17 protein-coding genes are annotated in these 24,813 nt (G+C 63.1%); 3 read left to right on the forward strand and 14 right to left on the reverse strand.

Going from position 1 to position 24,813, the window contains the following annotated elements:
* Positions 1-112: 112 nt before the first annotated feature.
* The 8 genes from fdhA to A9G05_RS00480 form a co-directional block, all read right to left on the reverse strand.
* A complete protein-coding gene (fdhA, locus tag A9G05_RS00445; protein WP_069559105.1) occupies positions 113-1,312 on the reverse strand; it encodes a formaldehyde dehydrogenase, glutathione-independent in 1,200 nt (399 codons plus the stop codon).
* 187 nt (positions 1,313-1,499) lie between these two features.
* Positions 1,500-2,357, reverse strand: coding sequence for a formyltetrahydrofolate deformylase (gene purU / locus A9G05_RS00450; protein ID WP_069559106.1), 858 nt, complete (start codon positions 2,355-2,357; stop codon positions 1,500-1,502).
* Between the two features lie 110 nt (positions 2,358-2,467).
* Complete coding sequence (locus A9G05_RS00455) at positions 2,468-3,097, reverse strand: sarcosine oxidase subunit gamma (RefSeq protein WP_044409134.1); 630 nt, start codon at positions 3,095-3,097, stop codon at positions 2,468-2,470.
* Positions 3,090-6,110 (reverse strand): sarcosine oxidase subunit alpha, encoded by a 3,021-nt coding sequence (locus A9G05_RS00460; protein WP_069559107.1) that lies wholly within the window; start codon positions 6,108-6,110, stop codon positions 3,090-3,092. Before A9G05_RS00460 ends, A9G05_RS00455 begins: the two co-directional genes overlap by 8 nt.
* Entirely contained in the window at positions 6,107-6,433 is a 327-nt protein-coding gene (locus tag A9G05_RS00465; RefSeq protein ID WP_044409140.1) for a sarcosine oxidase subunit delta, read from the reverse strand. The genes A9G05_RS00460 and A9G05_RS00465 overlap by 4 nt, the downstream gene beginning before the upstream one ends.
* 11 nt (positions 6,434-6,444) lie before the next feature.
* Positions 6,445-7,695, reverse strand: coding sequence for a sarcosine oxidase subunit beta family protein (locus A9G05_RS00470; protein WP_044409143.1), 1,251 nt, complete (start codon positions 7,693-7,695; stop codon positions 6,445-6,447).
* A 15-nt stretch (positions 7,696-7,710) separates the two neighbouring features.
* Positions 7,711-8,964 carry a serine hydroxymethyltransferase gene (gene glyA, locus A9G05_RS00475; protein WP_069559108.1) on the reverse strand — a complete coding sequence of 418 codons (1,254 nt, stop codon included), beginning with the start codon at positions 8,962-8,964 and terminating at the stop codon, positions 7,711-7,713.
* Positions 8,965-9,788: 824 nt separating this feature from the next.
* On the reverse strand, positions 9,789-10,088 hold the full coding sequence (locus A9G05_RS00480; RefSeq protein WP_069559109.1) for a hypothetical protein: 300 nt from the start codon (positions 10,086-10,088) through the stop codon (positions 9,789-9,791).
* A 215-nt stretch (positions 10,089-10,303) separates the two neighbouring features.
* On the opposite strand from A9G05_RS00480, the gene A9G05_RS00485 reads away from it, so the two are divergent.
* Complete coding sequence (locus A9G05_RS00485; RefSeq protein WP_069559110.1) at positions 10,304-11,347, forward strand: low specificity L-threonine aldolase; 1,044 nt, start codon at positions 10,304-10,306, stop codon at positions 11,345-11,347.
* A gap of 718 nt (positions 11,348-12,065) precedes the next feature.
* Here A9G05_RS00485 and gbcB read toward each other — a convergent pair.
* The gene (gene gbcB, locus A9G05_RS00490; RefSeq protein ID WP_069559111.1) at positions 12,066-13,166 is read right to left on the reverse strand and encodes a glycine-betaine demethylase subunit GbcB; all 1,101 of its coding nucleotides are present in this window, start codon (positions 13,164-13,166) and stop codon (positions 12,066-12,068) included.
* A gap of 360 nt (positions 13,167-13,526) precedes the next feature.
* Between gbcB and gbcA the strand changes: the two genes are divergently transcribed.
* Both gbcA and A9G05_RS00500 read left to right on the forward strand, forming a co-directional pair.
* A complete protein-coding gene (gene gbcA / locus A9G05_RS00495) occupies positions 13,527-14,819 on the forward strand; it encodes a glycine-betaine demethylase subunit GbcA (protein WP_069559112.1) in 1,293 nt (430 codons plus the stop codon).
* A 551-nt stretch (positions 14,820-15,370) separates the two neighbouring features.
* On the forward strand, positions 15,371-15,682 hold the full coding sequence (locus tag A9G05_RS00500; RefSeq protein ID WP_069559113.1) for a hypothetical protein: 312 nt from the start codon (positions 15,371-15,373) through the stop codon (positions 15,680-15,682).
* Positions 15,683-15,758: 76 nt separating this feature from the next.
* Here the strand turns inward: A9G05_RS00500 and A9G05_RS00505 are convergent, their stop codons facing one another.
* From A9G05_RS00505 to A9G05_RS00530, 5 genes are all read right to left on the reverse strand, one after another.
* Positions 15,759-18,275, reverse strand: coding sequence for a fimbria/pilus outer membrane usher protein (locus A9G05_RS00505; protein WP_240920351.1), 2,517 nt, complete (start codon positions 18,273-18,275; stop codon positions 15,759-15,761).
* 205 nt (positions 18,276-18,480) lie between these two features.
* Positions 18,481-19,212, reverse strand: a complete 732-nt coding sequence (locus tag A9G05_RS00510; RefSeq protein ID WP_069559114.1) for a molecular chaperone — start codon at positions 19,210-19,212, stop codon at positions 18,481-18,483.
* Positions 19,213-19,266: 54 nt separating this feature from the next.
* Positions 19,267-19,794 (reverse strand): fimbrial protein, encoded by a 528-nt coding sequence (locus A9G05_RS00515; RefSeq protein ID WP_069559115.1) that lies wholly within the window; start codon positions 19,792-19,794, stop codon positions 19,267-19,269.
* Between the two features lie 436 nt (positions 19,795-20,230).
* Positions 20,231-23,152, reverse strand: coding sequence for an autotransporter outer membrane beta-barrel domain-containing protein (locus A9G05_RS26325; protein ID WP_083265553.1), 2,922 nt, complete (start codon positions 23,150-23,152; stop codon positions 20,231-20,233).
* An 899-nt stretch (positions 23,153-24,051) separates the two neighbouring features.
* Complete coding sequence (locus A9G05_RS00530) at positions 24,052-24,684, reverse strand: response regulator transcription factor (RefSeq protein ID WP_069559118.1); 633 nt, start codon at positions 24,682-24,684, stop codon at positions 24,052-24,054.
* Positions 24,685-24,813: the final 129 nt, after the last annotated feature.

Below are 24,813 nucleotides of genomic sequence, written 5' to 3' on the forward strand. Positions count from 1 at the left end.
GCAAACGCCCGGCCCCCCATCCGCCGTCGATAAAAAAGAGGAGCCGTCATGGCTCCTCGAAGGACAGGTACTGCGCCGCTAGAACGCAGCACCAGGGGTTGCGGCTCAGGCGTCAGGCGGCGCTGAAGGTCCTGTGCGGGTCGATGACGAATTTCTTCGGCACGCCGGCATCGAACTCGCCGTAGCCACGGGGCGCGTCATCCAGGCTGATGACCTGCACGCCCACCACTTCGGCGATGTTGATGCGGTCCCACATGATGGCCTGCATGAGCTGGCGGTTGTATTTCATCACCGGGGTCTGGCCGGTGTGGAAGCTGTGGGACTTGGCCCAGCCGAGGCCGAAACGGATGCTCAGGCTGCCGATCTTGGCGGCGGCGTCCACGGCGCCCGGGTCTTCGGTGACGTAGAGGCCGGGGATGCCGATCTTGCCGGCCACGCGGGTGACCTGCATCAGCGAGTTGAGCACGGTGGCCGGGGCTTCTTGCTGGGCACCGGCATGGCCGTGGCCTCGGGCTTCGAAGCCCACGGCGTCGACGGCGCAATCCACTTCCGGCTCGCCCAGCAGGTCGGCGATCTGCTCGTGCAGCGGGGTGTCCTTGGACAGGTCGGCGATCTCGAAACCGACGGCCTTGGCGTGGGCCAGGCGCACCGGGTTGACGTCGCCGACGATGACCACGGCCGCGCCCAGCAGGCGGGCGGAGGCGGCAGCAGCCAGGCCCACCGGGCCGGCACCGGCCACGTAGACGGTGGAGCCCGGGCCGACGCCGGCGGTGACGGCTCCGTGGTAGCCGGTGGGCAGGATGTCGGAGAGGCAGGTCAGGTCGCGGATCTTCTCCATCGCCTTGTCGCGCTCGGGCAGCTTCAGCAGGTTGAAGTCGGCGTAGGGCACCAGCACGTACTCGGCCTGGCCGCCGGTCCAGTCGCCCATGTCGACGTAGCCGTAGGCGCCGCCGGCGCGGGCCGGGTTGACGGTCAGGCAGACGCCGGTGTGCATCTCCTTGCAGGAGCGGCACCGGCCGCAGGCGACGTTGAAGGGCACGGACACCAGGTCACCGATCTTCAGGTTCTCGACGTCGCTGCCCTTCTCCACCACCTCGCCGGTGATTTCGTGACCGAGCACCAGGCCGACCTGGGCGGTAGTGCGGCCGCGCACCATGTGCTGGTCCGAGCCGCAGATGTTGGTGGAGACGACCTTCAGGATCACGCCGTGCTCGATCTTCCTGCCACGGGGGTCCTGCATCTTCGGGTAGTCGATCTTCTGCACTTCGACCTTGCCCGCTCCGAGATAAACGACACCACGATTACCAGACATGCATGAATCTCCTTTGTTGTTGTGGATACAAAGGCGCGGCCTGGGCCACGCGGCCTTGTACTGGAGCTTGTGTCTGTTGCCGGAGCCGCCGGGTGGAACTGGCAGGGCGGCTGCCGAAGTCTGTAGCCGGACCTCAGTCCGGGGCGAGGCCCGCTCCCGGGCTTAGGTCCGGGCTACGTCTGTGGGTTCACAGCACCACGGTGCGGTTGGCGTTGAGGAACACGCGGCGCTCGATGTGGTAGCCCACCGCCTTGGCCAGGGTCAGGCATTCGATGTCACGCCCCTTGGCCACCAGGTCCTCGGGGTAGTGGGCGTGGTCCACCGGTTCGACGCCCTGGGTGATGATCGGGCCCTCGTCCAGATCGTTGTTGATGTAGTGGGCTGTGGCGCCCACCAGCTTGACCCCCTTCTGGTAGGCCTGGTGGTAGGGCTTGGCGCCCTTGAAGCCGGGCAGCAGGGAGTGGTGGATGTTGATGGCCCAGCCATCCAGGCGCCGGCACAGCTCGGGCGACAGCACCTGCATGTAGCGGGCGAGCACCACCAGCTCGGCACCGGTGTCCTCGATCACCTGCAGCACGCGCCGCTCCTGGGCGGGCTTGTCGTTGGGGTCGAGGGGGAAGTGGTGGTAGGGGATGCCGTGCCAGCGGGCCAGCGGCTCCAGGTCGGGGTGGTTGGACACCACGGCCATCACGTCCATCGCCAGTTGGCCGATGCGCTGGCGGTAGAGCAGGTCGTGCAGGCAGTGGTCGGCCTTGGAGACCATGATCACCACCTTGGCGCGGTAGCCCGGCGGGGTCAGTTCCACCTGCATGTCGAAGGGCGCCACGCGGGCGGCCAGACCGGCACGGAAGGCAGCCTCGTCGAAGCCGTCGGGCTGGCGGAACTCGATGCGGATGAAGAAGCGTGCGGACAACCGGTCATCGAACGAATGGTGCTCGGTGACGTAGCAGCGCTGCTCGAACAGGTAGCCGGTCACCGCGTCCACCGTGCCGAGCACGCTGGGGCAGTGGGCGGTGAGGATCCAGGTATCGGGGGTGCGGCTCATGTCGGGGTCTCGGTAATCCATGCTGTCAGGGGGCGCAGGGGGGAGGACGCTTCACCCCTCCACCTGAGCTGGCCTGCGGTGGACGGCAACGACGCCGTCCACCCTCCATCTCACGCCTTGATCGCCAGCCCGTACTCGGCGCTGGCGTCCTGCAGCCAGAGCCAGAGGTAGTCGGAGAAGCTGCGACGCACCACCAGCTCCCAGGTGTCTTCGCCGGTGTGGCGGATCACCGCCGTGGCCTTGGCGAAGTGGGTGCCCACCGCCTTGCCCACCGGGAAGTTGCTCGGGTGCACGTCATAGGAGGTGGACTTCATCAGCAGCTCGCGCACCTTCGGCCCGCTCAGCTCCAGCAGGGTCTGGCCGCCGCTGACGTTGACCACGGCGATGTGCTGGCCGTCCAGCGCCTCGCGCAGGCGTTGCTCGGTGGCGAACTCCTGGCCACCGGGGACGATCAGCAGCCACTCATCCGGGCCCAGCCACTGCAGCGAGGTGTCGCCGTTGGCCACCAGGGTCAGCGCCACCGGCAGCTCCAGGCCCAGGGCCTTGTGCACGCCGCCGGCGAAGGCCGGGTCGCTGGCTTCGCCACGGATCACCAGGTGACCCAGCAGCTTCTTCTCGCGCAGCACGACGCCGGCGCTGGCCTTGCCCTTGCGCGCCAGCTCGTCGAGGCCGGCGTGGTGCAGGGGCGACTCGCCCTGGATGTTGCCCGGGCGTTGTTCGTAGACGTTGACGTTAGACATTCTGGCGATCCCCTTTGGGGTCATAGAACACGGAGCTGCAGATTTCGGCTTCGATCACGCTGCCGTCGGCCAGGGGCGCGAAGACCCGCTCACCCATGCGCTTGAGGCCACCCTTGACCATGGCCAGGGCGAAGGGATAGCCCAGGCTGGCGCTCATGTAGCTGGAGGTCACGTGGCCGACCATCGTCATCGGGATGGCCTGCTTGGGATCGAACACCAGCTGTGCGCCTTCCGGCAGGACCTTGTTCGGGTCCAGCGGCTTGAGGCCCACCAGTTGCTTGCGGTCCTCGCGCAGGCAGTCCTCGCGGTTCATGCCGCGCCAGCCGATCCAGGAGAACGGCTTGTTGCGGCCGACGCACCAGCCCATGCCCAGGTCGTCCGGGGTGACCGAGCCGTCGGTGTCCTGGCCGACGATGATGAAGCCCTTCTCGGCCCGCAGCACGTGCATGGTCTCGGTGCCGTAGGGGGTCAGGTTGTACTTCTTGCCGGCCTCGATCAGTTGCTTCCACACGCCGAGGGCGTAGTCGGCCTGCACGTTCACTTCATAGGACAGCTCACCGGTGAAGGAGATGCGGAACACCCGCGCCGGCACGCCACCCACCTTGCCCTCCTTCCAGCTCATGAAGGGGAAGGCGTCCTTGTCCAGGTCGATGTCGGTGACCTCGGCCAGCAGCTTGCGGCTGTTGGGGCCGGACAGGGTCATGGTGGCCCAGTGGTCGGTGACTGAGGTGAAGTACACCTTCATCTCCGGCCACTCGGTCTGGTGGTAAAGCTCCAGCCACTCCATGACGCGGGCGGCGCCGCCGGTGGTGGTGGTCATGATGAAGTGGTTGTCGCCGACGCAGGCGGTGACGCCGTCGTCGAAGACCATGCCGTCTTCCTTGCACATCAGGCCGTAGCGGGCCTTGCCCACGTCCAGCTTGGTCCAGGCGTTGGTGTAGACACGGTTGAGGAACTCACGGGCGTCCGGGCCCTGGATGTCGATCTTGCCGAGGGTGGAGGCATCGAGGATGCCCACGCTCTCGCGCACGGCCTTGCATTCGCGGGCCACGGCGGCGTGCAGGTCCTCGCCGTTCTTCGGGAAGTACCAGGGGCGCTTCCACTGGCCGACGTCCTCGAACTCGGCGCCCTGGGCCAGGTGCCAACTGTGCATGGCGGTGTAGCGCTTGGGATCGAACAGGTGGCCGCAGTGACGCCCGGCCACGGCGCCGAAGGTCACCGGGGTGTAGTTCGGGCGGAACATGGTGGTGCCCATCTCGGCGACGCTGATGTCCATCGAACGGGCGGCGATGGCCAGGCCGTTGATGTTGCCCAGCTTGCCCTGGTCGGTGCCGAAGCCCAGCGCGGTGTAGCGCTTGACGTGCTCGACCGATTCGAAGCCCTCGCGGGTGGCCAGCTCGATGCCGGCGGCGGTGACGTCGTTCTGCAGGTCGACGAACTGCTTCGGCGCACGGGCGGTGGACTTGTCGTGGGGCACCTGGAACAGCGCCAGGGTGGGTTCCTCGTGACGGATGGCGGCCTTGGGCACGACGCCTTCCACCGGCTTGAAGCCGGCTTCGGCAGCGGCCTTGGCACCGGCTTCGTAGCCGTCGGCGAGGACGTCACCGAGGCCGAAGACGCCGTTCACGGCACCGGCGCACAGGCGCTTCTGGAAGCCGCCCTCGCTGGGCACGAAGGCCAGGATGTCTTCGCGCCAGGTGGGCTTGCCGCCCAGGTGGGAAGCCAGGTGCACCACGGGGCTGTAGCCGCCGGAGCTGACGATCAGGTCGCAGTCCACCACTTCGCCAGGGCTGGTGACGCGGTGGCCCTTGACGTCGATGGCGCAGATGCGGGCACCGGTGACACGCTTGCTGCCACGGCACTCGACCACGGCGCTGCCGGTGAGGATGCGCACGCCACGGGCGCGGGCTTCCTCGACCCAGGCGCCGCGCGGGTTGCTGCGGGCGTCGGCAACGGCAACCACGTTCTGCCCGGCGTCCAGCCAGTCCAGCACCACGCGGTAGGCGTAGTCGTTGTTGGTGGACAGCACCAGTTCGCGGCCGGGGGCCACGCCGTAGCGGTTGACGTAGGTGGAGACGGCACCGGCCAGCATGTTGCCGGGGACGTCGTTGTTGGCATACACCAGCGGCCGCTCGTGGGCGCCAGCGGCCAGCACCACGCGCTTGGCGCGCACGCGGTGGACGCGGTGGCGCGCCTGGCCTCGGGGGGCGACTTCACCCAGGTGGTCGGTGAGGCGCTGGTGGATGGTGAGGAAGTTGTGGTCGTGGTAGCCGTTCACCGTGGCGCGCGGCAGCAGGGTCACTTCCGGCAGGCTGGCCAGCTCGGCCAGGGCCTTGGCGACCCACTCGGCGGCGGGCTTGCCGTCCAGGGTTTCGCGGGTGTCCAGCAGGCTGCCGCCGAACTCTTCCTGCTCGTCGGCGAGGATCACGCGGGCGCCGCTACGGCCGGCCGCCAGGGCGGCAGCCAGGCCGGCGGGGCCGGCACCGACCACCAGCACGTCGCAATGCTGGTTGAGGTGGTCGTAGATGTCCGGGTCCACTTCGGTGGGCGAGCGGCCCAGACCGGCGGCCTTGCGGATGTACTTCTCGTAGGTCAGCCACAGGTTCTGCGGGTACATGAAGGTCTTGTAGTAGAACCCGGGCGGCATCATGCCGCCGCCGACCTTGCCGAGGATGCCCATCAGGTCGGTGTTGACGCTCGGCCAGCCGTTGGTGCTGCTGGCCACCAGGCCGCCGTAGAGGGCCTGCTGGGTGGCACGGATGTTCGGCACCTGGGCCTGTTCGGTGGAGCCCAACTGGAGGATGGCATTAGGCTCTTCGGCACCGGCGGCGACGATGCCGCGCGGGCGGGCGTACTTGAAGGAGCGACCGACGACGTCCACGCCATTGGCCAGCAGGGCCGAGGCGAGGGTATCGCCGGCGTAGCCCTGGTAGTTCTGGCCGTTGAAGGTGAAGGTCAGGGGCTGGCCACGCTCGACGCGGCCCCCCTTGGGAAGGCGGTTGACCTGGCTCATGCCGTTACTCCTGCAGGCGCTGCTTTCTTCTCGCCGGTGGTGGCTTCGGTGATGCTGGGCTTCTCACCGATCTTGTAGGTTTCGAGGATTTCGTAGGTCACGGTGTGGCGGGTGACGTTGAAGTAGCGGCGGCAGCCGGCCGCGTGCACCCACAGCTCGTGGTGCAGGCCACGGGGGTTGTCGCGGAAGAACATGTAGTCGCCCCACTCCTCGTCGGTGCAGGCGCCCGGGTCCAGCGGACGCGGGATGTGCGCCTGGCCCTTGGCGTGGAATTCCTCTTCGGAGCGCAGCTCGCCGCAGTGGGGACAGAAGATGTGCAGCATGGCGGGTCTCCTTAGTGAGCCACGGCAGCGGCGCCGTGCTCGTCGATCAGTGCGCCGTTGTGGAAACGTTCGATGGAGAAGGGCTTGGCCAGCGGGTGCATCTCGCCGGCGGCCAGGCTGGCGGCGAAGACGTTGCCCGAGCCGGGGGTGGCCTTGAAGCCGCCGGTGCCCCAGCCGCAGTTGAAGAACAGGTTCTTAACCGGCGTCTTGGCGATGATCGGGCAGGCGTCGGGGGTGGTGTCGACGATGCCGCCCCACTGGCGGTTCATGCGCACGCGCGACAGCACCGGGAACATCTCGACGATGGCCTGCAGGGTGTGCTCGATGGTCGGGTAGGAGCCGCGCTGGCCGTAGCCGTTGTAGCCGTCGATGCCGGCGCCGATGACCAGGTCGCCCTTGTCGGACTGACTGATGTAGCCGTGCACGGCGTTGGACATGATCACGCTGTGGATGATCGGCTTGATCGGCTCGGACACCAGGGCCTGCAGCGGGTGGGATTCCAGCGGCAGGCGGAAGCCGGCGAGCTTGGCCATGTGCCCGGAGTTGCCGGCGGTGACCACGCCGACGCGCTTGGCGCCGATGAAGCCGCGGTTGGTCTCGACCCCGATGACCGCGCCATCCTGCTTGCGGAAGCCGATCACCTCGGTGTTCTGCAGCAGGTCGACGCCCAGGGCGTCGGCGGCGCGGGCGAAGCCCCAGGCGACGGCATCGTGACGGGCCACGCCGCCCCGGCGCTGCACGGTGGAGCCGAGGATCGGGTAACGGGTGTTCTTGCTGCAGTCCAGGTAGGGGATTTCTTCGGCCACCTGGCGGGCGTTGAGCAGCTCGCCATCCACGCCGTTGAGGCGGTTGGCACTGACGCGGCGCTCGGCGTCACGCATGTCCTGCAGGGTGTGGCAGAGGTTGTAGACGCCACGCTGGGAGAACATCACGTTGTAGTTCAGGTCCTGGGACAGGCCTTCCCACAGCTTCATGGCGTGCTCGTAGAGGTGCGCCGCCTCGTCCCACAGGTAGTTGGAGCGGACGATGGTGGTGTTGCGCGCGGTGTTGCCGCCGCCCAGCCAGCCCTTCTCCACCACCGCGACGTTCTTCACGCCGAATTCCTTGGCCAGGTAGTAGGCCGTGGCCAGGCCATGGCCGCCGCCGCCGACCACGATCACGTCATAGACCGGCTTGGGCGTGGGGTTGCGCCACATGCGCTGCCAGTTCTCGTGGTGGCTCAGGGAGTGCTTGAACAGGCCGAAGCCGGAATAACGTTGCATGCTCGGACTCCTGGATCAGCGGTAGACGGGGAAGTCGGCGCAGAGCGCCGCCACCTGCCGGGCCACCTGGGCTTCCACGTCGGCGTCGCCGAGGTGGTCGAGGATGTCGCAGATCCAGCCGGCAAGTTCGGTGGACTGGGCTTCCTTGAAGCCACGGGTGGTGATGGCCGGGGTGCCGATGCGCACGCCGGAGGTGACGAAGGGCGACTGCGGGTCGTTGGGCACGGCGTTCTTGTTCACGGTGATGCCGGCGCGGCCGAGGGCGGCGTCGGCGTCCTTGCCGGTCAGGCCCTGCTTGATCAGGCTGACCAGGAACAGGTGGTTGTCGGTGCCGCCGGAGACCACGTCGTAGCCACGCTCGATGAACACCTTGGCCATGGCCTGGGCGTTCTTGATGACCTGGGCCTGGTAGGTCTTGAAGCCGGGTTCCAGCGCTTCCTTGAAGCACACGGCCTTGGCGGCGATGACGTGCATCAGCGGGCCGCCCTGGGCGCCGGGGAACACGGCGGAGTTGAGCTTCTTCTCGATCTCTTCGTTCTTGCGCGCGAGGATCAGGCCACCGCGCGGGCCGCGCAGGGTCTTGTGGGTGGTGGTGGTGACCACATCGGCGTAGGGCAGCGGGTTCGGGTACAGGCCGGCGGCCACCAGGCCGGCGACGTGGGCCATGTCGACGAACAGCAGCGCCCCGACCTTGTCGGCGATGGCGCGGAAGCGCGGGAAGTCGAGGGTCTTGGAGTAGGCGGAGAAGCCGGCGACGATCATCTTCGGCTTGTGCTCCACGGCCAGGCGCTCGACTTCGTCGTAGTCGATCAGGCCGGTGGCCGGGTCCAGGCCGTACTGCACGGCGTTGTACAGCTTGCCGGAGGAGGACACCTTGGCGCCGTGGGTGAGGTGGCCGCCGTGGGCCAGGCTCATGCCCAGCAGGGTGTCGCCGGCATTGAGCAGGGCCAGGTAGACGGCGCTGTTGGCGGAGGAACCGGAGTGCGGCTGGACGTTGGCGTAGTCGGCGCCGAACAGCTCCTTGGCACGGTCGATGGCCAGTTGCTCCACCTTGTCGACGAATTCGCAGCCGCCGTAGTAGCGCTTGCCCGGGTAGCCTTCGGCGTACTTGTTGGTCAGGCCGCTGCCCTGGGCTTCCATCACCCGCTGGCTGGTGTAGTTCTCGGAGGCGATCAGCTCGATGTGGTCTTCCTGTCGGTGCGCTTCTTCCTGCATCGCGCTGAACAGTTCGTCGTCGTAGCCCTGGATTCGGTCTTGCTTGCTGAACATCGCTGATCTCCTGCGGTGCGACTGTCGCACGGGGTTTGGGGGGCTGGTCGGAAGCCATCGCGGCAAGCGCCCACCGGCGTTTCCACCGGGGGCGCCAGCGCCGGAATTTCCGGTCTGACCGGGCCTGTTGCGACCGATTGTGCGAAAACGCCTGTGGGGCGACTTGCCTGTTTACGACGTCCAAATGCTCAAACGACCCGACCCGCGACACGGCGCTTTCAGCGGCCACCTTGCCTCCGGGGCGACAGGGCGCGGAGCAGCCAGGCAGCGCCGTCTTTGCCAAAAGCGACGACGCGATGGGAACAGTAGATGACGCCACGGGACATGGCCGCCGACGCGACAGAGAGGCGATGGATGAACGGACGTGAGGGGTGATCCCCATAAAGCGTGGAGCACCCTGTGGATAACCTGTAGAACGCTGGCGCCACACAAGAACCGGCACGGCCTCCCGGACTTCGTACGTTTCTTGAGCAGTATCAGCGGGTTGCAGCCGGTGCTTGCCCACAGAAACTGTGCACGGCCCTGTTCACAGCCTGTGGATAGATTGCCATGGGCCAGGTCTGACGAGGCTTTGGAAGGCTTGCGGCAATGTTGTCCAATCCCCCACCTGCCCACAGCGCAGCGCAATGGGCAGGACTGTCTGTGGGCGCTGGCGTGCTGGGCAAGCCGCCAGGGCACGGGCTAGCGTGCCGGCTCACAGTACGCCGGCACAGCGGACGCTCGTAGACGCAGCGTCCGTATGGCGACCTGTCGTTTTTACGCGGGATGGCGGATACAGAACGCGGGGAGAGGGCCCGGCCAGCGGCCAGGCCCGGGGGATATCGTCAGTTGAGGTGCGCCAGGCACTGGCTGGTGACCTTGATCAGGCGCTCGTGGGTGGGCTTGGGCAGCGGGGTGGTCTGGTTCTTCAGTTCGTCCAGCTCGGTCTGGCTGAACTCGGCACCGACCTTGTCGGCAGCACAACCGCAGTATTTCTGCAGCTTGTCCCCGGCCACCTGGGCCTGGGCGCCGGCGGCGCAGTCCTGGACGAAACGCTCGCGCTCGCCCGGGCCCCACTGGGCGGCGGCGGCCGACAGGCTGACGGAAAGGGTGGCGGCAACGGCAAGCAGGTGGGTGTAGCGCATCGGTGACACTCCTCAGGTGATGGCAGGGTCCGGCCCCGTGGCAGGTGCGGTTCTGTTGTGAGCCGCAAAGCCCGCCCGGAGTTCCTGAAGGCGCCCGGACAGCGCCTGGGTGGAAACAGATGTCGCCTGAGCACGTTTCCGTGCATCAAAGCTGGCGTTAACTTACATCCCATTGGCCGCCTACGCACAGGGTGGCCCACGGAAAGGACCCATCGATGACCGACAAGACCCAGCAATTCGCCAGCGACAACTACTCCGGCATCTGCCCGGAGGTGTGGGCCGCCATGGCCGAGGCCAATCAGGGCCATGAGCGCGCCTACGGCGAGGACAGCTGGACGGCGCGCGCCGCCGATCACTTCCGCCGCCTGTTCGAGGCCGATTGCGAGGTGTTCTTCGCCTTCAACGGCACGGCGGCCAACTCACTGGCACTGGCCTCGATGTGCCAGAGCTACCACAGCGTGATCTGCTCGGAGACGGCCCACGTCGAGACCGACGAATGCGGCGCGCCGGAGTTCTTCTCCAACGGCTCCAAACTGCTGCTGGCCCGCACCGAGCAAGGCAAGCTGACCCCGGATGCGGTGCGCGAGATCGCCCTCAAGCGCCAGGACATCCACTACCCGAAACCCCGCGTGGTGACGCTGACCCAGTCCACCGAAGTGGGCACCGTCTATCGCCCGGAAGAGGTCCGCGCCATCAGCTCGGTGTGCAAGGAACTGGGCCTGCGCCTGCATATGGACGGCGCGCGGTTCTCCAACGCCTGCGCCTTCCTCGGCTGCACCCCGGCGGAGCTGACCTGGAAAGCCGGCGTCGACGTGCTGTGCTTCGGTGGCACCAAGAACGGTATGGCGGTGGGCGAGGCGATCCTGTTCTTCAACCATGACCTGGCCGAGGACTTCGACTACCGCTGCAAGCAGGCCGGGCAACTGGCCTCGAAGATGCGCTTCCTCTCGGCGCCCTGGGTGGGCCTGCTGCAGGACGACGCCTGGATGCGCTACGCACAGCACGCCAACGGCTGCGCGCAGTTGCTGGCAGAGCTGGTGGCGGACGTGCCGGGGGTGAGCCTGATGTTCCCGGTGGAAGCCAACGGGGTGTTCCTGCAGATGTCCGAAGCGGCGCTGGAGTACCTGCGGGCGCGCAACTGGCGCTTCTACACCTTCATCGGTGCCGGCGGCGCTCGCTTCATGTGCTCCTGGGACACCGAGGAAGCCCGTGTACGCGAGCTGGCCGCCGACATCCGCGCCGCCATGACCCTGGGCTGAAGCCCCGCTCCGCGACTTGTCCCCGATTACGGTGCATCAACCTGTGGACAAGCCGTGGAGCCCTGCCGCCAGGCCAGGCGCTGCAAAGACCCTGGCCTCCCGCCTGTTTTTCGTTCTGTTTCAGTCACTTGCCGCGCATTCATGCACAGCTGCTGTGCACCGGCCTGTCGACTGCCTGTGGATAGATCGCCACATCCCTTGCCATACGTGGCATACAGCCGATTGTTCATTTTTCAGCCAGGCCTGAAGACCTCGAAATGACTGGATGCTCCAGCCGGGTTCTGGATGTTCCACGGGGCGTCGGATCGAGGTTTTCCCCGATAACGGTGGGCAAGCCTGTGGACAACCTGTTCACCCCTGTTCGGACGCCACGGCGCCTGCGCAGCCTGGGCTGGAGGCCAACCTGCGAGCAGAATCGTGGAGCCGGTGGGGTGACTATGCACACCCACTGTGCAGGAGACTGTGACCGACCTGTGGATAGATGGCTGAAGCCCATGACTGGCAAGGCTTTCAGCGCACTGATCAATTCCTGAACAGTGCGTTCCCGTGGAACCTCAAGCTGCTGGAAGCCTTGTCGTGCGCGGCCCGAGGGTACGAGGCCGATCCACAGATGCCGTGGACCAGCCTGTGGACAAGCTGTTAGCGAAACCCGCTGCGCCCCGCCCGGCGTGGCTTTGCAGGCCCTGGTCGTTTTCCGTACAGGCCGATACCTGGGGAATCAGTAGTCGATGCAGACGTCGCCCTTGGGCACGCTGCAGCAGGAGAGGATGTAGCCCTCGGCGACGTCTTCGTCGGTGATGCCGCCGTTGTGCTCCATCTCCACCTCGCCGGCGGTCTTCATCACCTTGCAGGTGCCGCAGATGCCCATGCCGCAGGCTTTGGGAATGTGCAGGCCGAGCTTGGCGGCGGCGGAGTGCACGGTCTCGCCCGGGGCGACCCGGATGCTCTTGCCGGTGCCGCTGAACTCCACCAGATGCTGGTCGGCGGCCGGTACGGGCACGGCTTCGGCAGCCTCGGCGGCCAGTTCCCTGACCTCTTCGCGCACCTCGGGGGGCGTCGGACCGAAGGCTTCCTCGTGATAGCGCGCCATGTCGAAGCCCTTGGCCTGCAGCAGGCGCTTCACCGCGCTCATGTAGGGGGTGGGGCCGCAGCAGAAGATCTCCCGCTCCATGAAGTCAGGGGCGATCAGGTGCAGCATTGCTTCATTGAGGTAGCCACGGTAGCCGGACCAGGTTTCGCCGGCGTCGTAGCGCTCGACCACCAGGTGCAGCTTGAAGTTGGCGACCCGAGAGGCCATGTGGCGCAGTTCGCGGTGGTAGATGATGTCCTTCGGCGTGCGGGCGCTGTGGACGAAGACCATGTCGACGTTGGCGTTGGTATCGAAGAACCAGCGGGCCATGGACATCACCGGGGTGATGCCGACGCCGCCGGAGAGGTAGAGCACCCTGTCGGCGGGATGGTCGATGGCGTTGAACAGCCCCACCGGGCCATGCGCGGGGAGGACGTCACCTTCCTTGAGGTTGTCGTGCAGCCAGTTGGAGACCTTGCCGCCCGGCACGCGCTTGATGGTAATGGAGAAGCTGTAGGGCACCGAGGGCGTGCTGGAGATGGTGTACGAACGCATGATCGGCTGCCCGTCGATTTCCAGCTCCAGGGTGACGAACTGGCCGGGCTTGAAGAAGAACAGGATCGGCTGGTCGGCCATGAAGCAGAAGGTGCGGACGTCCCAGGTTTCCTGGACGGTCTTCACGCAGCGCACCAGGTGGCGGCCGTTGGTCCAGGTCTGGGTGTTCACCGGGTTCAGGAAGCTGTTGCTCATACGTGTCTCCGCGCACCGTGGATCGGCGCCTCTGATCGGATTCTGCTGAACGCAAATCCCCACCACTTACCTGCCAGCGACATTCGCATGCTCATCGCGACCTGCCAGCAACCACAAGGGCTCGGGCGTCGGAAACGGACGCGGCCGTGTCGCCCATGGACAAGGTCGTACCCCATGGCGACAGCACACTCGGCCCCAGCCAGAACACGAGGCTTTTCGAAAAACCACCCTCGTATCCGCAGCAGGGCCTGCAGTCGGCCAGGGAGAACAGAGGGGCACGTCACGCCGCCTTGCGTGACAACCGAGTCAGCCACCCATTGCGGCGGTCGCCGGTGCGACCAGCCTTTTGAGGAGTTACCGATGGACGTCACTTCCCCCCTGAGCCTGGTCGACCCGCTCGAGCCCGCACGCAAGGCCACCGCTGCCATGCTCAAGGAGCGCGACCACACCTTCTCGCTGCCCCAGCCGTTCTACAACGACGAGCGCCTGTTCCAGCTCGACATGCAGGAGATCTTCCACAAGGAGTGGCTGATCGCCGGCATGACCTGCGAAATCCCGGCCAAGGGCAACTACCTGACCCTGCAGGTGGGCAACAACCCGGTGATCGTCCTGCGCGGTGCCGAAGGCCAGGTCCATGCCTTCCACAACGTCTGCCGCCACCGCGGCTCGCGCCTGTGCGTCAGCGACAAGGGCAAGGTGGCCAAGCTGGTCTGCCCCTATCACCAGTGGACCTACGAACTGGACGGCCGCCTGCTGTTCGCCGGCACCGAAATGGGCGCCGACTTCGACATGAAGCAGTACGGCCTGAAGCCGGTGAACGTGAAGACCGCCGGTGGCTACATCTTCATCAGCCTGGCGGAGAACCCGCCGGCCATCGACGACTTCCTCTCCACGCTGGCCCATTACATGGAGCCCTATGACATGGAGAACACCAAGGTGGCCGTGCAGACCACCCTGCGTGAAGCCGCCAACTGGAAGCTGGTGATGGAGAACAACCGCGAGTGCTACCACTGCAGCGGTTCGCACCCGGAGCTGCTCAACACCCTGCTGGAGTGGGACGACGTGACCGACCCGCGCGCCAGCCAGGCCTTCAAGGACCAGGTGGCCGCCTGCACCCGGGCCTGGGACGCGGAGAAAATCCCCTATGCCCACGCCAGTTTCGGCCTGCGCAACCGCATCGTGCGTATGCCGCTGCTCGAGGGCACCGTGTCCATGACCATGGACGGCAAGCCGGGCAGCAAGAAACTGATGGGGCGCATCCAGAACCCGGACCTGGGTTCCATGCGCATCCTCCATCTGCCGCACTCCTGGAACCACTGCATGGGCGACCACATGATCGTGTTTACCGTGTGGCCCATCGGCCCGCAGGAGACCCTGGTCACCACCAAATGGCTGGTGCACAAGGATGCGGTGGAAGGCGTGGACTACGACGTGGCACGCCTGCGCGAGGTGTGGGACGCCACCAACGACCAGGACCGTCGCCTGGCCGAGGAGAACCAGCGCGGCATCAACTCCTCCGCCTACCAGCCTGGCCCCTACTCGAAGACCTACGAGTTCGGCGTGATCAACTTCCTCGACTGGTACAGCGAGCGGATGCTCAACAACCTGGGTGACATACCGGCGACCAGGTTGCGCCAGGTCGGTGCCGAGTAAGCGGCATGTCCCTGAGCCTGGGATTCCTCATCCTGCTCATGCTCTACGCGGCGCTGGCCTGCAAACGCTCTCGGCGCTGAAGGCAACACACTGAGGTCCCGTCAGGGACACCCCTCGCCCCCGTCAGGTCGTCGGCCCTGACGGGGGCTTTTTTATATGGCCCATCGCGCCAGCGCGATGGGCCTTTTTCATGCCCGCAGAAAACCACTCCACCACCTGTGCAGGGGCAGAAAAGGCAAATGAAGGCATTCGGTGCTGAACGTGGGGCTTGGCCGTGAACCCGAGGCGGATGGAGCAGAGGTGTTTTTGCAGTGTGCCTGCGGCGGGGTGATGGCCCGATTGTGGCCTTTATAGGACGAAAGATCCATATAGGAAATTTCTGACAAGAACCACGAAATGAACATGATCACAAAATATCGGCAGTCGCAAATGGAACTGTGACGCAAGGGCGTCGCACCCGAGGTCGCCTACAGAAAAAGAGGACAGCAAAAAACTGGATTGTAGGAGCTAGCTGATTTTTACTCAGGGCATGTCTGTGAGGAGTCCTAAACATGAAAAAAATACTGAGTCTCTCCGCTGTCGCCCTCTCTCTCGTCATGGGCGTTGCCCAGGCCAATTCCAGTGACCCGGTCCGCGGTCAAATCACTTTTGTAGGCAGGATCGTAAAGGATATGTGCAGCGTTCCTACTAACGTCTGGCAGGATCATGTGGGGCGTGCCAACGGCATCAGTCCGCGTGCGCCGGCCGATCCGTTTCACGACCAGGCCTGTGCAGGTGTGGCAAACACCCATAGCGTGGCAGTTACGCCGATCGCAACCCGCTCCGGGCGCAAGGCCGGGATCATTACCGTTACCTTCAACTGATCGGTTTCAGGCAGGCAAAAAAACGGGGCCGGTGTAGACCGGCCCCGATGAGGAAAAGGCTTCAACTGCTGCAGTATCAATCGGCGATGGCAACCTCGGAACGTCCGGTCCGGGTGATGCAGCGAACTTCCTGTTGTGCATAGTGAACGCTGTCCGGGTCCTCCTCCGGCAAGCGGTACTCGAAGACGCAGCGCTTGTCCGGGTCACTCCCCCAACGCACCACCAACGACCCTGAAGGGTCGATCCCGCGCAGGAAGGCACGGCCTGCCTGCCCTACCATCGCCACGCTCTTGCCATCGGCATCGAGCACTTCGGAACCCAGCGGCGGGTTCTCGCCGTTGTCTCGCACGATCTTGAACAGCACCGGAACACCACTGATGGTGGGGTAGTTGAGCATGACCACTGCGCCATGACGGGGTACCACCGACTGCTCGGTGAGCTGCAGTTCGACGTTGCGGAACAGACCAGCCGGGTCGATCACGATCTGGTTCTGCCGATAGGGCGACAGCCCGCCGACCACGGCATAACCATTGCTGGCGATACGCGCCCCGGCATCGTTAGACACGTAGGCGCCCTGCGCCCCCTGGGCCTCGATCACGGCAAGGGTCTCGCCCTGGGTCTGGGTGAAGTTCACTCCCCCCGGGTGGAGGACGATGGACCCCATCGCTCCGATGTTCTCCTGGCGGTAGCCAGTGCCCTTGCTCAGCCCTGCGTTGAGGGCAACGGCGGAAGCACGGTAGCTGACGCTGCCGCCAGTGTTGTTGAAGCGCTCACCCTGGTCTCGGCTGGTGGAGCCATAAAGGCTGTAGCTGGTCTGGGCCTGCTCGCCGAGGGAGCCACTGAGGCTGGCCTGGGTGCTGCTGCGGCCTTTGGCGTAGTTGACCGATGTACTGAGACTGGCCGAGCGCCCCACATCGCCAATCGGGATGTTGACGCTCAACATGTACTGATTCTCGTGGCCATCGCCCATACGGGTACGCCCCACCGACAGACTCATGGAGCCCCAGCGGTAGCTGTTGGAGTATCCGCCCTGGAAGGTCATGTCGCCCTTGCGCGAGGCGTCCCAGTATTTTTGCGACGTGCCGCTCAGGTAGAGGCTACCCATCTCTCCGGGCAGGGGCTGGGTAGCACTCACCTGGAAACGACTGCGCTGGCGGAAGAGCCCGCCCTCGGGGTTGCCATAAGCCTGGGCGTAGTCACTGAAGCTCAGGTAGCCGCGACTGGAGAAGCGGTAGGCAGCCATGGTGAAGTTGGTCTGGGTCGCGTCCACCAGCTTCGAATAGGTCATCCGGTAGCTGCGCCCCCCTTTGGGTGCCTGGTCCTCGGTGGAAACGGGCGACTCCTTGATCTGCGACTGGGTCACGTCCAACGCCAGGGCGCCCAGTCCGGTGCTCAGGGCGATACCCCCCTGAACGGCCATGTACTTCTCGGCAATGATGCTGCCGGTATAAGCGCTCCAGTCGTTGGAGATACCGCGCTGGTAGGTGCCCTGTACAAAGCGCGGGACACGCTCGGCCGACTCGCTGCGGTACTCACCGGCCGTGACACTGAATCGCGACATGCCAGGGCGAAGCAGTTGCGCCACAGAAGCATAGGGGATGAGAAACGAGCGCTGGCGGCCATCCGCTTCGGTGACGGTGACCTCCAGGTCGCCGGAGTAGCCGGAATCGTAGAGGTCCTCGATGGCGAAAGGCCCGGGGGAAACCGTTGTTTCGTGGAGGATAGAGGAACCCTGTCGGACGGTGACCTTGGCGTTGGTTTCTGCAACGCCACGGATGACGGGCGCGAACCCACGCAGGGCGTCCGGCAGCATGCGATCGTCCGAGCTGACCTGCACGCCCCGGAACGGCACGCTGTCGAACAGCTCGCTCGGGGTGTAGTAGTCACCCACGGTCAACTGCGAACGGATACCCGTCAGATCCCGCTGCACATAAGTGCTGCTGTTGCTGTAATGGCTGCGCGAAGGCGCACCTGAAGAGCTTGAGCGGCTGTAATTGCCGTTGGTGCGCAGTCGCCAGTCACCCAGGTTGATGCCGTTGTTGAGTCCGATGCTGAGCTGCTGGGTATCCCCGCCGTCGGCGTGGTTCCGATACAGGTTGGCGTTGTAGCCGATGAAGCCGGCGGTAACGCCACGATCCCAGTCGCGTGGGTCCACTTCACCGCGCACCTGCCGGCCGAGGTAGGCCTGGGGAATGCTGAGGTAGGCGCTGAGCTCGGACAGGTCGATATTGAGACTGGAAGAAGGCACCAGTTGCGCGAGGTCCAGGCACTCCTCGCTCTCCAGCTTCGCCCGCGCGGCAGCCGGATCCGGCAGCTTGTCCAGATCGAGGCCAATCGTGCCCAGTTGCGCGGGAGTGAGACACATCTTTACACCGTTGGGGGCGTCCTTGTCCTCCAGCACGCGAATTTCCTGGCGACCGATCCATCGCTCGTTCAGATGAACGTCCAACCGGTAGGTGCCGGCCGGCAGGACGGTGCCTCGGCTGAAGCGTGAAAGGTCGACAGCCTCTCCCTGACCCGCGCCATTGAGCAGGAAGTCGGGGTTGAAGGCAGCCAGGCGCGGGCCATTGGGGAGTTCGTCGGCATCGGCCAAGCCTAAGGTGGCACCCGTCGTGGCCATGGCAACGGCGAGCAGATGCGGACGCGCAACCCGATGCAATCGCGGGCCGCGCGGGAGTATGGCCCTTGTGAGGCTACTGGCGTCGGTAGCGGAAAGCGAAGTCATGGGTACACCTCGCATCGACCAGCGCGATGCTCCTTTGGATTCGTGTAGTAGTGAAAGGCGACAATGCCCGGACCTAATTGTCCAGGCTGCTCTCCTGAGTGACGCTGGCGCCGTAGTCGTTGATCCACTGCAGGACGACACGGCCCGATGCCGGTACGCCGGAAAGTCCAGCTACCGGGAAGTCATGGGCACCGAAGGGCCCCACCATGCCGCTGCCGGCCTTGTAGTCACGTCCACCGGTACGCAAGACGATGTCGCCGAAAGAGACGTTGTAGGCGCTGCGGTTGGTGGCACGGAGCACAGGCTTGCCAGCCACGCTGGCCAGGCTCCAGGCCACCTGCTCGACGGCCCGATCAGGCCGCCCAGGCAACCCCTCAGGACGGTAGAAGAGCTTGACCCGGGTGCGGATGGCGAACTGCATGTAGTTGCCGTCTTCGCCAGGCATGGGCGGTACGTCCAGCAGGTTCAGCCAGAAGACGCTCTCGCGATCCTTGGGCAGCGACTCGCCGGTGAAGGCAACCCGAACGCTCTGACCCTTGCCGGGATCGACACGGAACAGGGGCGGCGTCATGACGAAAGGTGCCTCGGCATTCTCGGGGCGAATCTCGGGATCGCCACGGTCGATCCACACCTGCACAAGCGAAGGTTGGTCGCCGTCATTGCTGACCCGGACGCCAATCTCCTGCTGCTTCGCGGGATAAATGAACCGGGTGCCATTGACCACGATGCCGGCGTGGGCAACGGAGACGAACAACAAGGTGCCGACAGCCAGCAGCCATCGTATGCATGAAGAGCGCAGGGACATAGGAATTACCGTAGAGGCAACTCGCCCGGAAACATTCCGGGCGAGTCAGGGGTGTTACTCGTAGCTCATGGTGTAGGTGACTTTGGTGTTCACCAGACCAGGCTTCACGTCTTCGCCTACGGGGGCGAGGTACGCGGCGAAGAAGCCAAGGGTGGCGTTCTGACCAGCGCCAATGATTTCTTCGCTGTTATTGGCGCCGGTAGCCAAGTTGATGGCCTTCTGGTCCTTGTTGAACAACTGGATGGCGACGTTGGACGCATCAACGCCGCTGAGTTCGTTCTTCAGGGTGCCGGTGGTGGGGTCCACGTTCGGGGCAATTTCGAAGTTGGCCTTGACCTTGGCACCCACGGTGCAGCCCGACACGGCGATCTGGAACGGCTTGAAGCCGGCATTTTGCCCCGGCGCCAGGGAGCTCTGGGAAACCGGAGCCAGTTCGACAGTCTGGTTGAGCGCGGCGCTCTCGATGGTGCAGGTCTTGCTGGACACTTCACCCTTGATGGTAATGGTGCCGTCATAGGCCAGTGCCAGGTTGCTCAGGCCGAAACCGACCAGGGCCGCGCCAGCGGTGAGGAACTTTTTCATTTTGCTCTCCTGAATGGCGCCTGGTTCCACGCGCCGAATCAAAGGGGGGGTGACCTCAAGAGTCGGAACCAGAACTGAGCACTTACGGTTCTCGCAACGAGAACCACGTCGCACTTCAGCGTGGCGAGCGCAATGATATCGAGGGTTTCGAGCCGCGAATGGAGTCCCCCCCCCACAGGGTCTGTAGGAATTTCCATCTGAGCCCCGAAGATTCTGTGCATCTACTCCTAAGGGGGCTTATATGAAATGGCGCGTACGCCGAAAGACCGCTATTCCTCTCGAGCCAAACATGTTTCAGCACTTGCGTACCGCAAAAAGCAGAAACCCGACCAAGGGCCGGGCTCCTGATGAGATTTTTCGCCAACTATTTAGTTTTCAAACCTGATCGGTCGTCAGATAAATGTGGCCTATCGCGCCATTCGAACTTCTCCAATGCCTACCAGAGAAAGCGATAACCAAGTGTCAGAGTCCAAGGCATCTCCATACGACTACCTTTAGCATAGTCAGCATCAACACTTAACTTGCTATTTTCTGTTGCTTGCAGGGAAGCTCCAAGTCCTAGCTCAACACGCGAAGCCCCACTGTTCATGGTTAGACGATCTTCATTAAAACGAGTTGAGCCGCTGCGGTGAAGCTCGTTAACAAAAGAGGCTTTAACATAGGGCTGCACAGATCTCTGCGCAGTCCACTCCAAGCGCCGACCGGCGAGCAAGCCGATACGCCCCTCCAAAGAATCACTGGCGGACTGTTTGACCTCAAGCCCGTTACTTAATGCATATTCAGCACCTTTGGTTCGGGTATAAGTCAACTCAACCTGAGGCTCGACAAAGTACTCACGGGCAGCTTCGATCCTTTTGCCAACTTCAAGACCAATACCAACCCCCTGATTCTTATAGTCGCCCTTGATCGACTTGCCTACATTGTCGCTAAAGCGAAGGCTGTTATCCATCCATGAGTAGCGAGCAACGGCGTCCACATAATATCCTCGATCATCCAGATAAGTGCCATAGGCACCGAGCAACTTGCTGTTGATGTTGCCTTTTGCTTCGCCCTGGAAGTCTTGTGCTGATTCCACGACCCCCACCAGCCCACCCAAATAAAGACGACCACTTGCCACTTCTACAGCTTTATCGGCGCCTACCTCGAACCCACTCACTTTCTGCTTGAATCCACGGCTTCTCGATGGGTTGGAACTATAGTTCTTACTCACACCACGACTCCAAAGACCACCCCGATCATCACCCAGGCGCAGCTCGCCAAGCCTTGTGATTAGCGCATTATTCTGAGCATTCCACAGCAAACCCAATGCACTCTGGCTCCCCAGCACCGCATTACTTCCGGTGGACAGATCGTTTCCCGCCCCACTAGAACCAGTTTGTTCCAACTGCCAGTTATCTCCCGCCTTAGCCAGGGTGTAGCGATAAGCCCCCGCATCGACGTGATCACCATACAGATTGAACTGCCCGTCTCCGCCGTTTGTCTCTACAAGAGTCAGAGTGCCACCAGAATTAACAGGGCTACGGCCACTATCAGCAACGACCAGAGTATGGTTGCCGTGAACTTGCCCATCCACCTGCACAAGGTCGCCCGACAAGGTCGACAGGTCCGTATTCATGATGAAACGGCCAGAACCTGTCAGATCCGATTTGACATGAAGGGTCTTGAAATCACCCTCAGGCGCAAACAACACAGTCCCTTGGTGGTCGAACTGACCCAAATCAGAGTTCCCGGTTAATTGCCAAACGCTACGCTCATCCATAGTCAGGTGCCGCACATTGCGAGCTGCACCGGATAGCAGGGAGTCATTACCAAGCACCAGATCCAGAGTGCTCAGATCATCTGCCTCAACATCCCCCCACACCTGGCTCTTATCGAGCTTTACATCCAACGCGCTACTCAGAGTCTGCTGATTGAAAACACCCGCTCGTGCAGAGATGGCAACGCCATTGCCGGCTTGCAAATAGGAACCATCGGAAAGAGACAACGTCGCATTGGCACCAATGGACTGCACACCAAACGACTGCTTTGACTCTAAAAAGGTGTTATTCAGATCAAACTTGGCGGTCCCCCCCTCCATTCTCAAACCGGATGAGCTGTCACCTTCAGCCACGATACTGGATGCAGAGATATTCATATTGCCACCTCTACTAACAAGCCCGTGACTACCTTCACCCTGTGTAGTCACAGACACCCGGTCGGCATTTACAGTTGACCCTTTGAAACTTATCAGCCCCATCCCCCCGTCTCCCCGGGTAGTCACCTGACTGTTCCATAGATTCAACACACCGCCACGAGCAGCGGAGGCACCATGGGCTGATTTGCCAGACGCCTCAATGGTCATTCCATCAGCATTGATCAATGCCTCAGCGTACAAACCATGGCCGCCCGCCCCACTGGTTACAATGCGGCTATTCAAAATATTGATGACACCCGTCTTGTTCTGCTGGATCACTCCATCACCCGAGCCCAAGGAGTAGAATTCCGCATCAGCAATATCCAGCCTTGCAGTGTCAGAAGTACTCCACAGCGCGGTGCCATTTACCCCGGTAGCGGTATAGCGCCCACCTTCAACCACAAGATGATAGTCACCACCGTTTGCATTGATGCCGTAATAACCGCCCTCAGCTTCAACATTCTTCAAATGCACATCCGTGCGCTGGCCTGGCGTATGGACGATGATTGCTGACTGGCTAGCCTTGACAGTGGAGTCATACAACTCAGAAGCGGTACCGCCATTCACTTCGAAACCGTAAGAGCCATTTGTATCAATATCAATCCGCTCACCAAAGAAACGACTGCCTCGCCCCGAGACAGATACTGCACTTCGACCGTGACCACCTCGAGTGGAGTCTACTTTGATGCTGCTATCAACCAGACGAATACTCCCCCCGCTTGACGCACGAAGCCCACCCGAGTAAGCATCCCCCCCGATCTCGATCCTGATATTGTTACCGGTAAAACTTGACCCGCTCCCCTCAACCGCAACGCCATCACCCGCACAATCCTGGCACTCAAATAAAGAGTCGCTTGCAGAGACAGTCCCACCTGAACTGACGTTTACCAGATCGTGTCGGCCTGCGTTGGCTGTCAATTCAGCACCTACCAGATCGGCGCGACCCCCATTCTGCACCCGTAGAGCATCCCCCCACGTCCCGCTAGCGGTGACCTTCAAACCTTCTTCGCTGGTAAAAGAAGTTCCCTTCCCACTGACCTGAACAGCATTATCCGAATCCGCATTCACCACACGGTCATTCGCCACCATATGTTCGCCATCTTTGACGTTAACAACAGCGGCAAGAACAGCATGAGTGGGAAGCCAAACCAACAAAACACCCAGAATCAAATGCAGCGAATTCATATGAAACACTCCACTGGACTACCAAAACCACCAAAGCCAAACTGATCACACAGTTGCCTTCTAAACATTTCTGAACTGCACCACATGTTCGCCACCTTTTTAAAGAGTCAAAATCCAGACGCAGCAAGGCAACTGCCGTTTTAATCCCAGCACAGGCAACAGCAGAAGTTATTTAGTATTTTTTAGTTAGTAACCGTTTGGCGGTTCAACGCCAAACGCGTTACCGAGCCTCGCAGGCCCGTTTAGTCTCGTCTTCGCGAGCCAGCTACTTTTCAGCAGTTGCGAGGAAATAGGGCAACTCCGTCAACGAAGCAGAGTTCACCTCTAAAACAGAACCCAGCATCCCCACCTGCACCATGGCGTCAACGCGACAGACTGTCCCTGGCCTGACGTGCCTCTCGCTGCGTCCATGCAGCCCACCCCCTTCCTACCTGGTCTCTCGAATGACCAATACGATCAGAATCCAGGCGTCCGAGGCGCTTCTGATGAAATGGGCGTTCTTCCTTGATAGCGGCTGAGCCACTCCGACAAAGAATCAGCGGTCTATCAATGGCTGAAAAACTCGTGATATCGACATGAAACTTCGGAAAAAGGCCAGAAGGAGAACAGCATCACATCAAGCTAAGGCGATGCAGTCTATAGAGCGATGAGCATCTAAAAAATCGTACAAATCCCGGAAATCGTAAGCCGTCCACCCACCTTCACGTAGGACACATCGGCACAGATAGGGCAGGCGCCATGACAGGCTGAAAGCCCGCGTGGCAAGCACGAGGAGCGCCCGGGTCCCGCTTGGGGGCTGATCGCCGGGCTGGTGCCAAGCAGAAACGACGGCACGCTCGACCACGCACTTGCGCACTGACAGATGGAGGCCTGGGGCGCGTGCAGTTTGGCTGGAGACGCTACTGCTGCCGGGCGCTCAGGTCGTTGCGGCGGGCGAACTCGATGAGTTCGAGAAGGGAGGCGAGGTTGAGCTTCTGCTGAATACGACTCTTGTAGGTGCTGACGGTCTTGTTGCTGAGCAGCATCCGCTCAGCGATCTCCTTGTTGCCAAGGCCGGAGGCCAGGTACTGAAGGACCATCAACTCCTGGTTGGACAGGCGCCCCACCAACTCCCGCTCGCTGGCCGGCGCCCCCTGCCCCATTGGCAGCACATCGGCGGGGAAGAAGGTGAAGCCGGCACTGATGGAGTTGATGGCGATCACCAGGTTCTGCAGGTCCTCCTCCTTGCTCACGAAGCCACGTGCACCCGCCTGCAGGCAGCGTTGACAGAACCCCTCTGCGGGCAGCGAAGTGAGCACCAGCACATGGCTGTCGAGCCCCAGTGAGCGAATGCGACTGATGACGTTGAGCCCGTCCAGGCGGGGGATGCCGATGTCGAGGATCACCACGTCCGGTTCATGCTGACGCACCAGTTGCACGGCATCCACGCCGTTATCGGCCTCCCCCACCACCTCGAGCCCATTGCGCTCCAGCAGCATGCGCACCGCCATCCGGATCACGGGGTGATCATCGACGATCAGGGCTGTTCTCATATGTGTGACCTCTGGTTGAACCACGGCTCATGTGTATTCCCGGCAAACTGTGAAGCAGTCGTACCGCAGATGAATTTTCCTACAGACGCCACCGACGCTTCGCCTAGCAGCTTGCAGAGCAGCTGCGTA

The sequence above is a fragment of the Pseudomonas sp. ENNP23 genome, from assembly GCF_001728945.1.
GTDB classification, from domain to species: domain Bacteria; phylum Pseudomonadota; class Gammaproteobacteria; order Pseudomonadales; family Pseudomonadaceae; genus Metapseudomonas; species Metapseudomonas otitidis.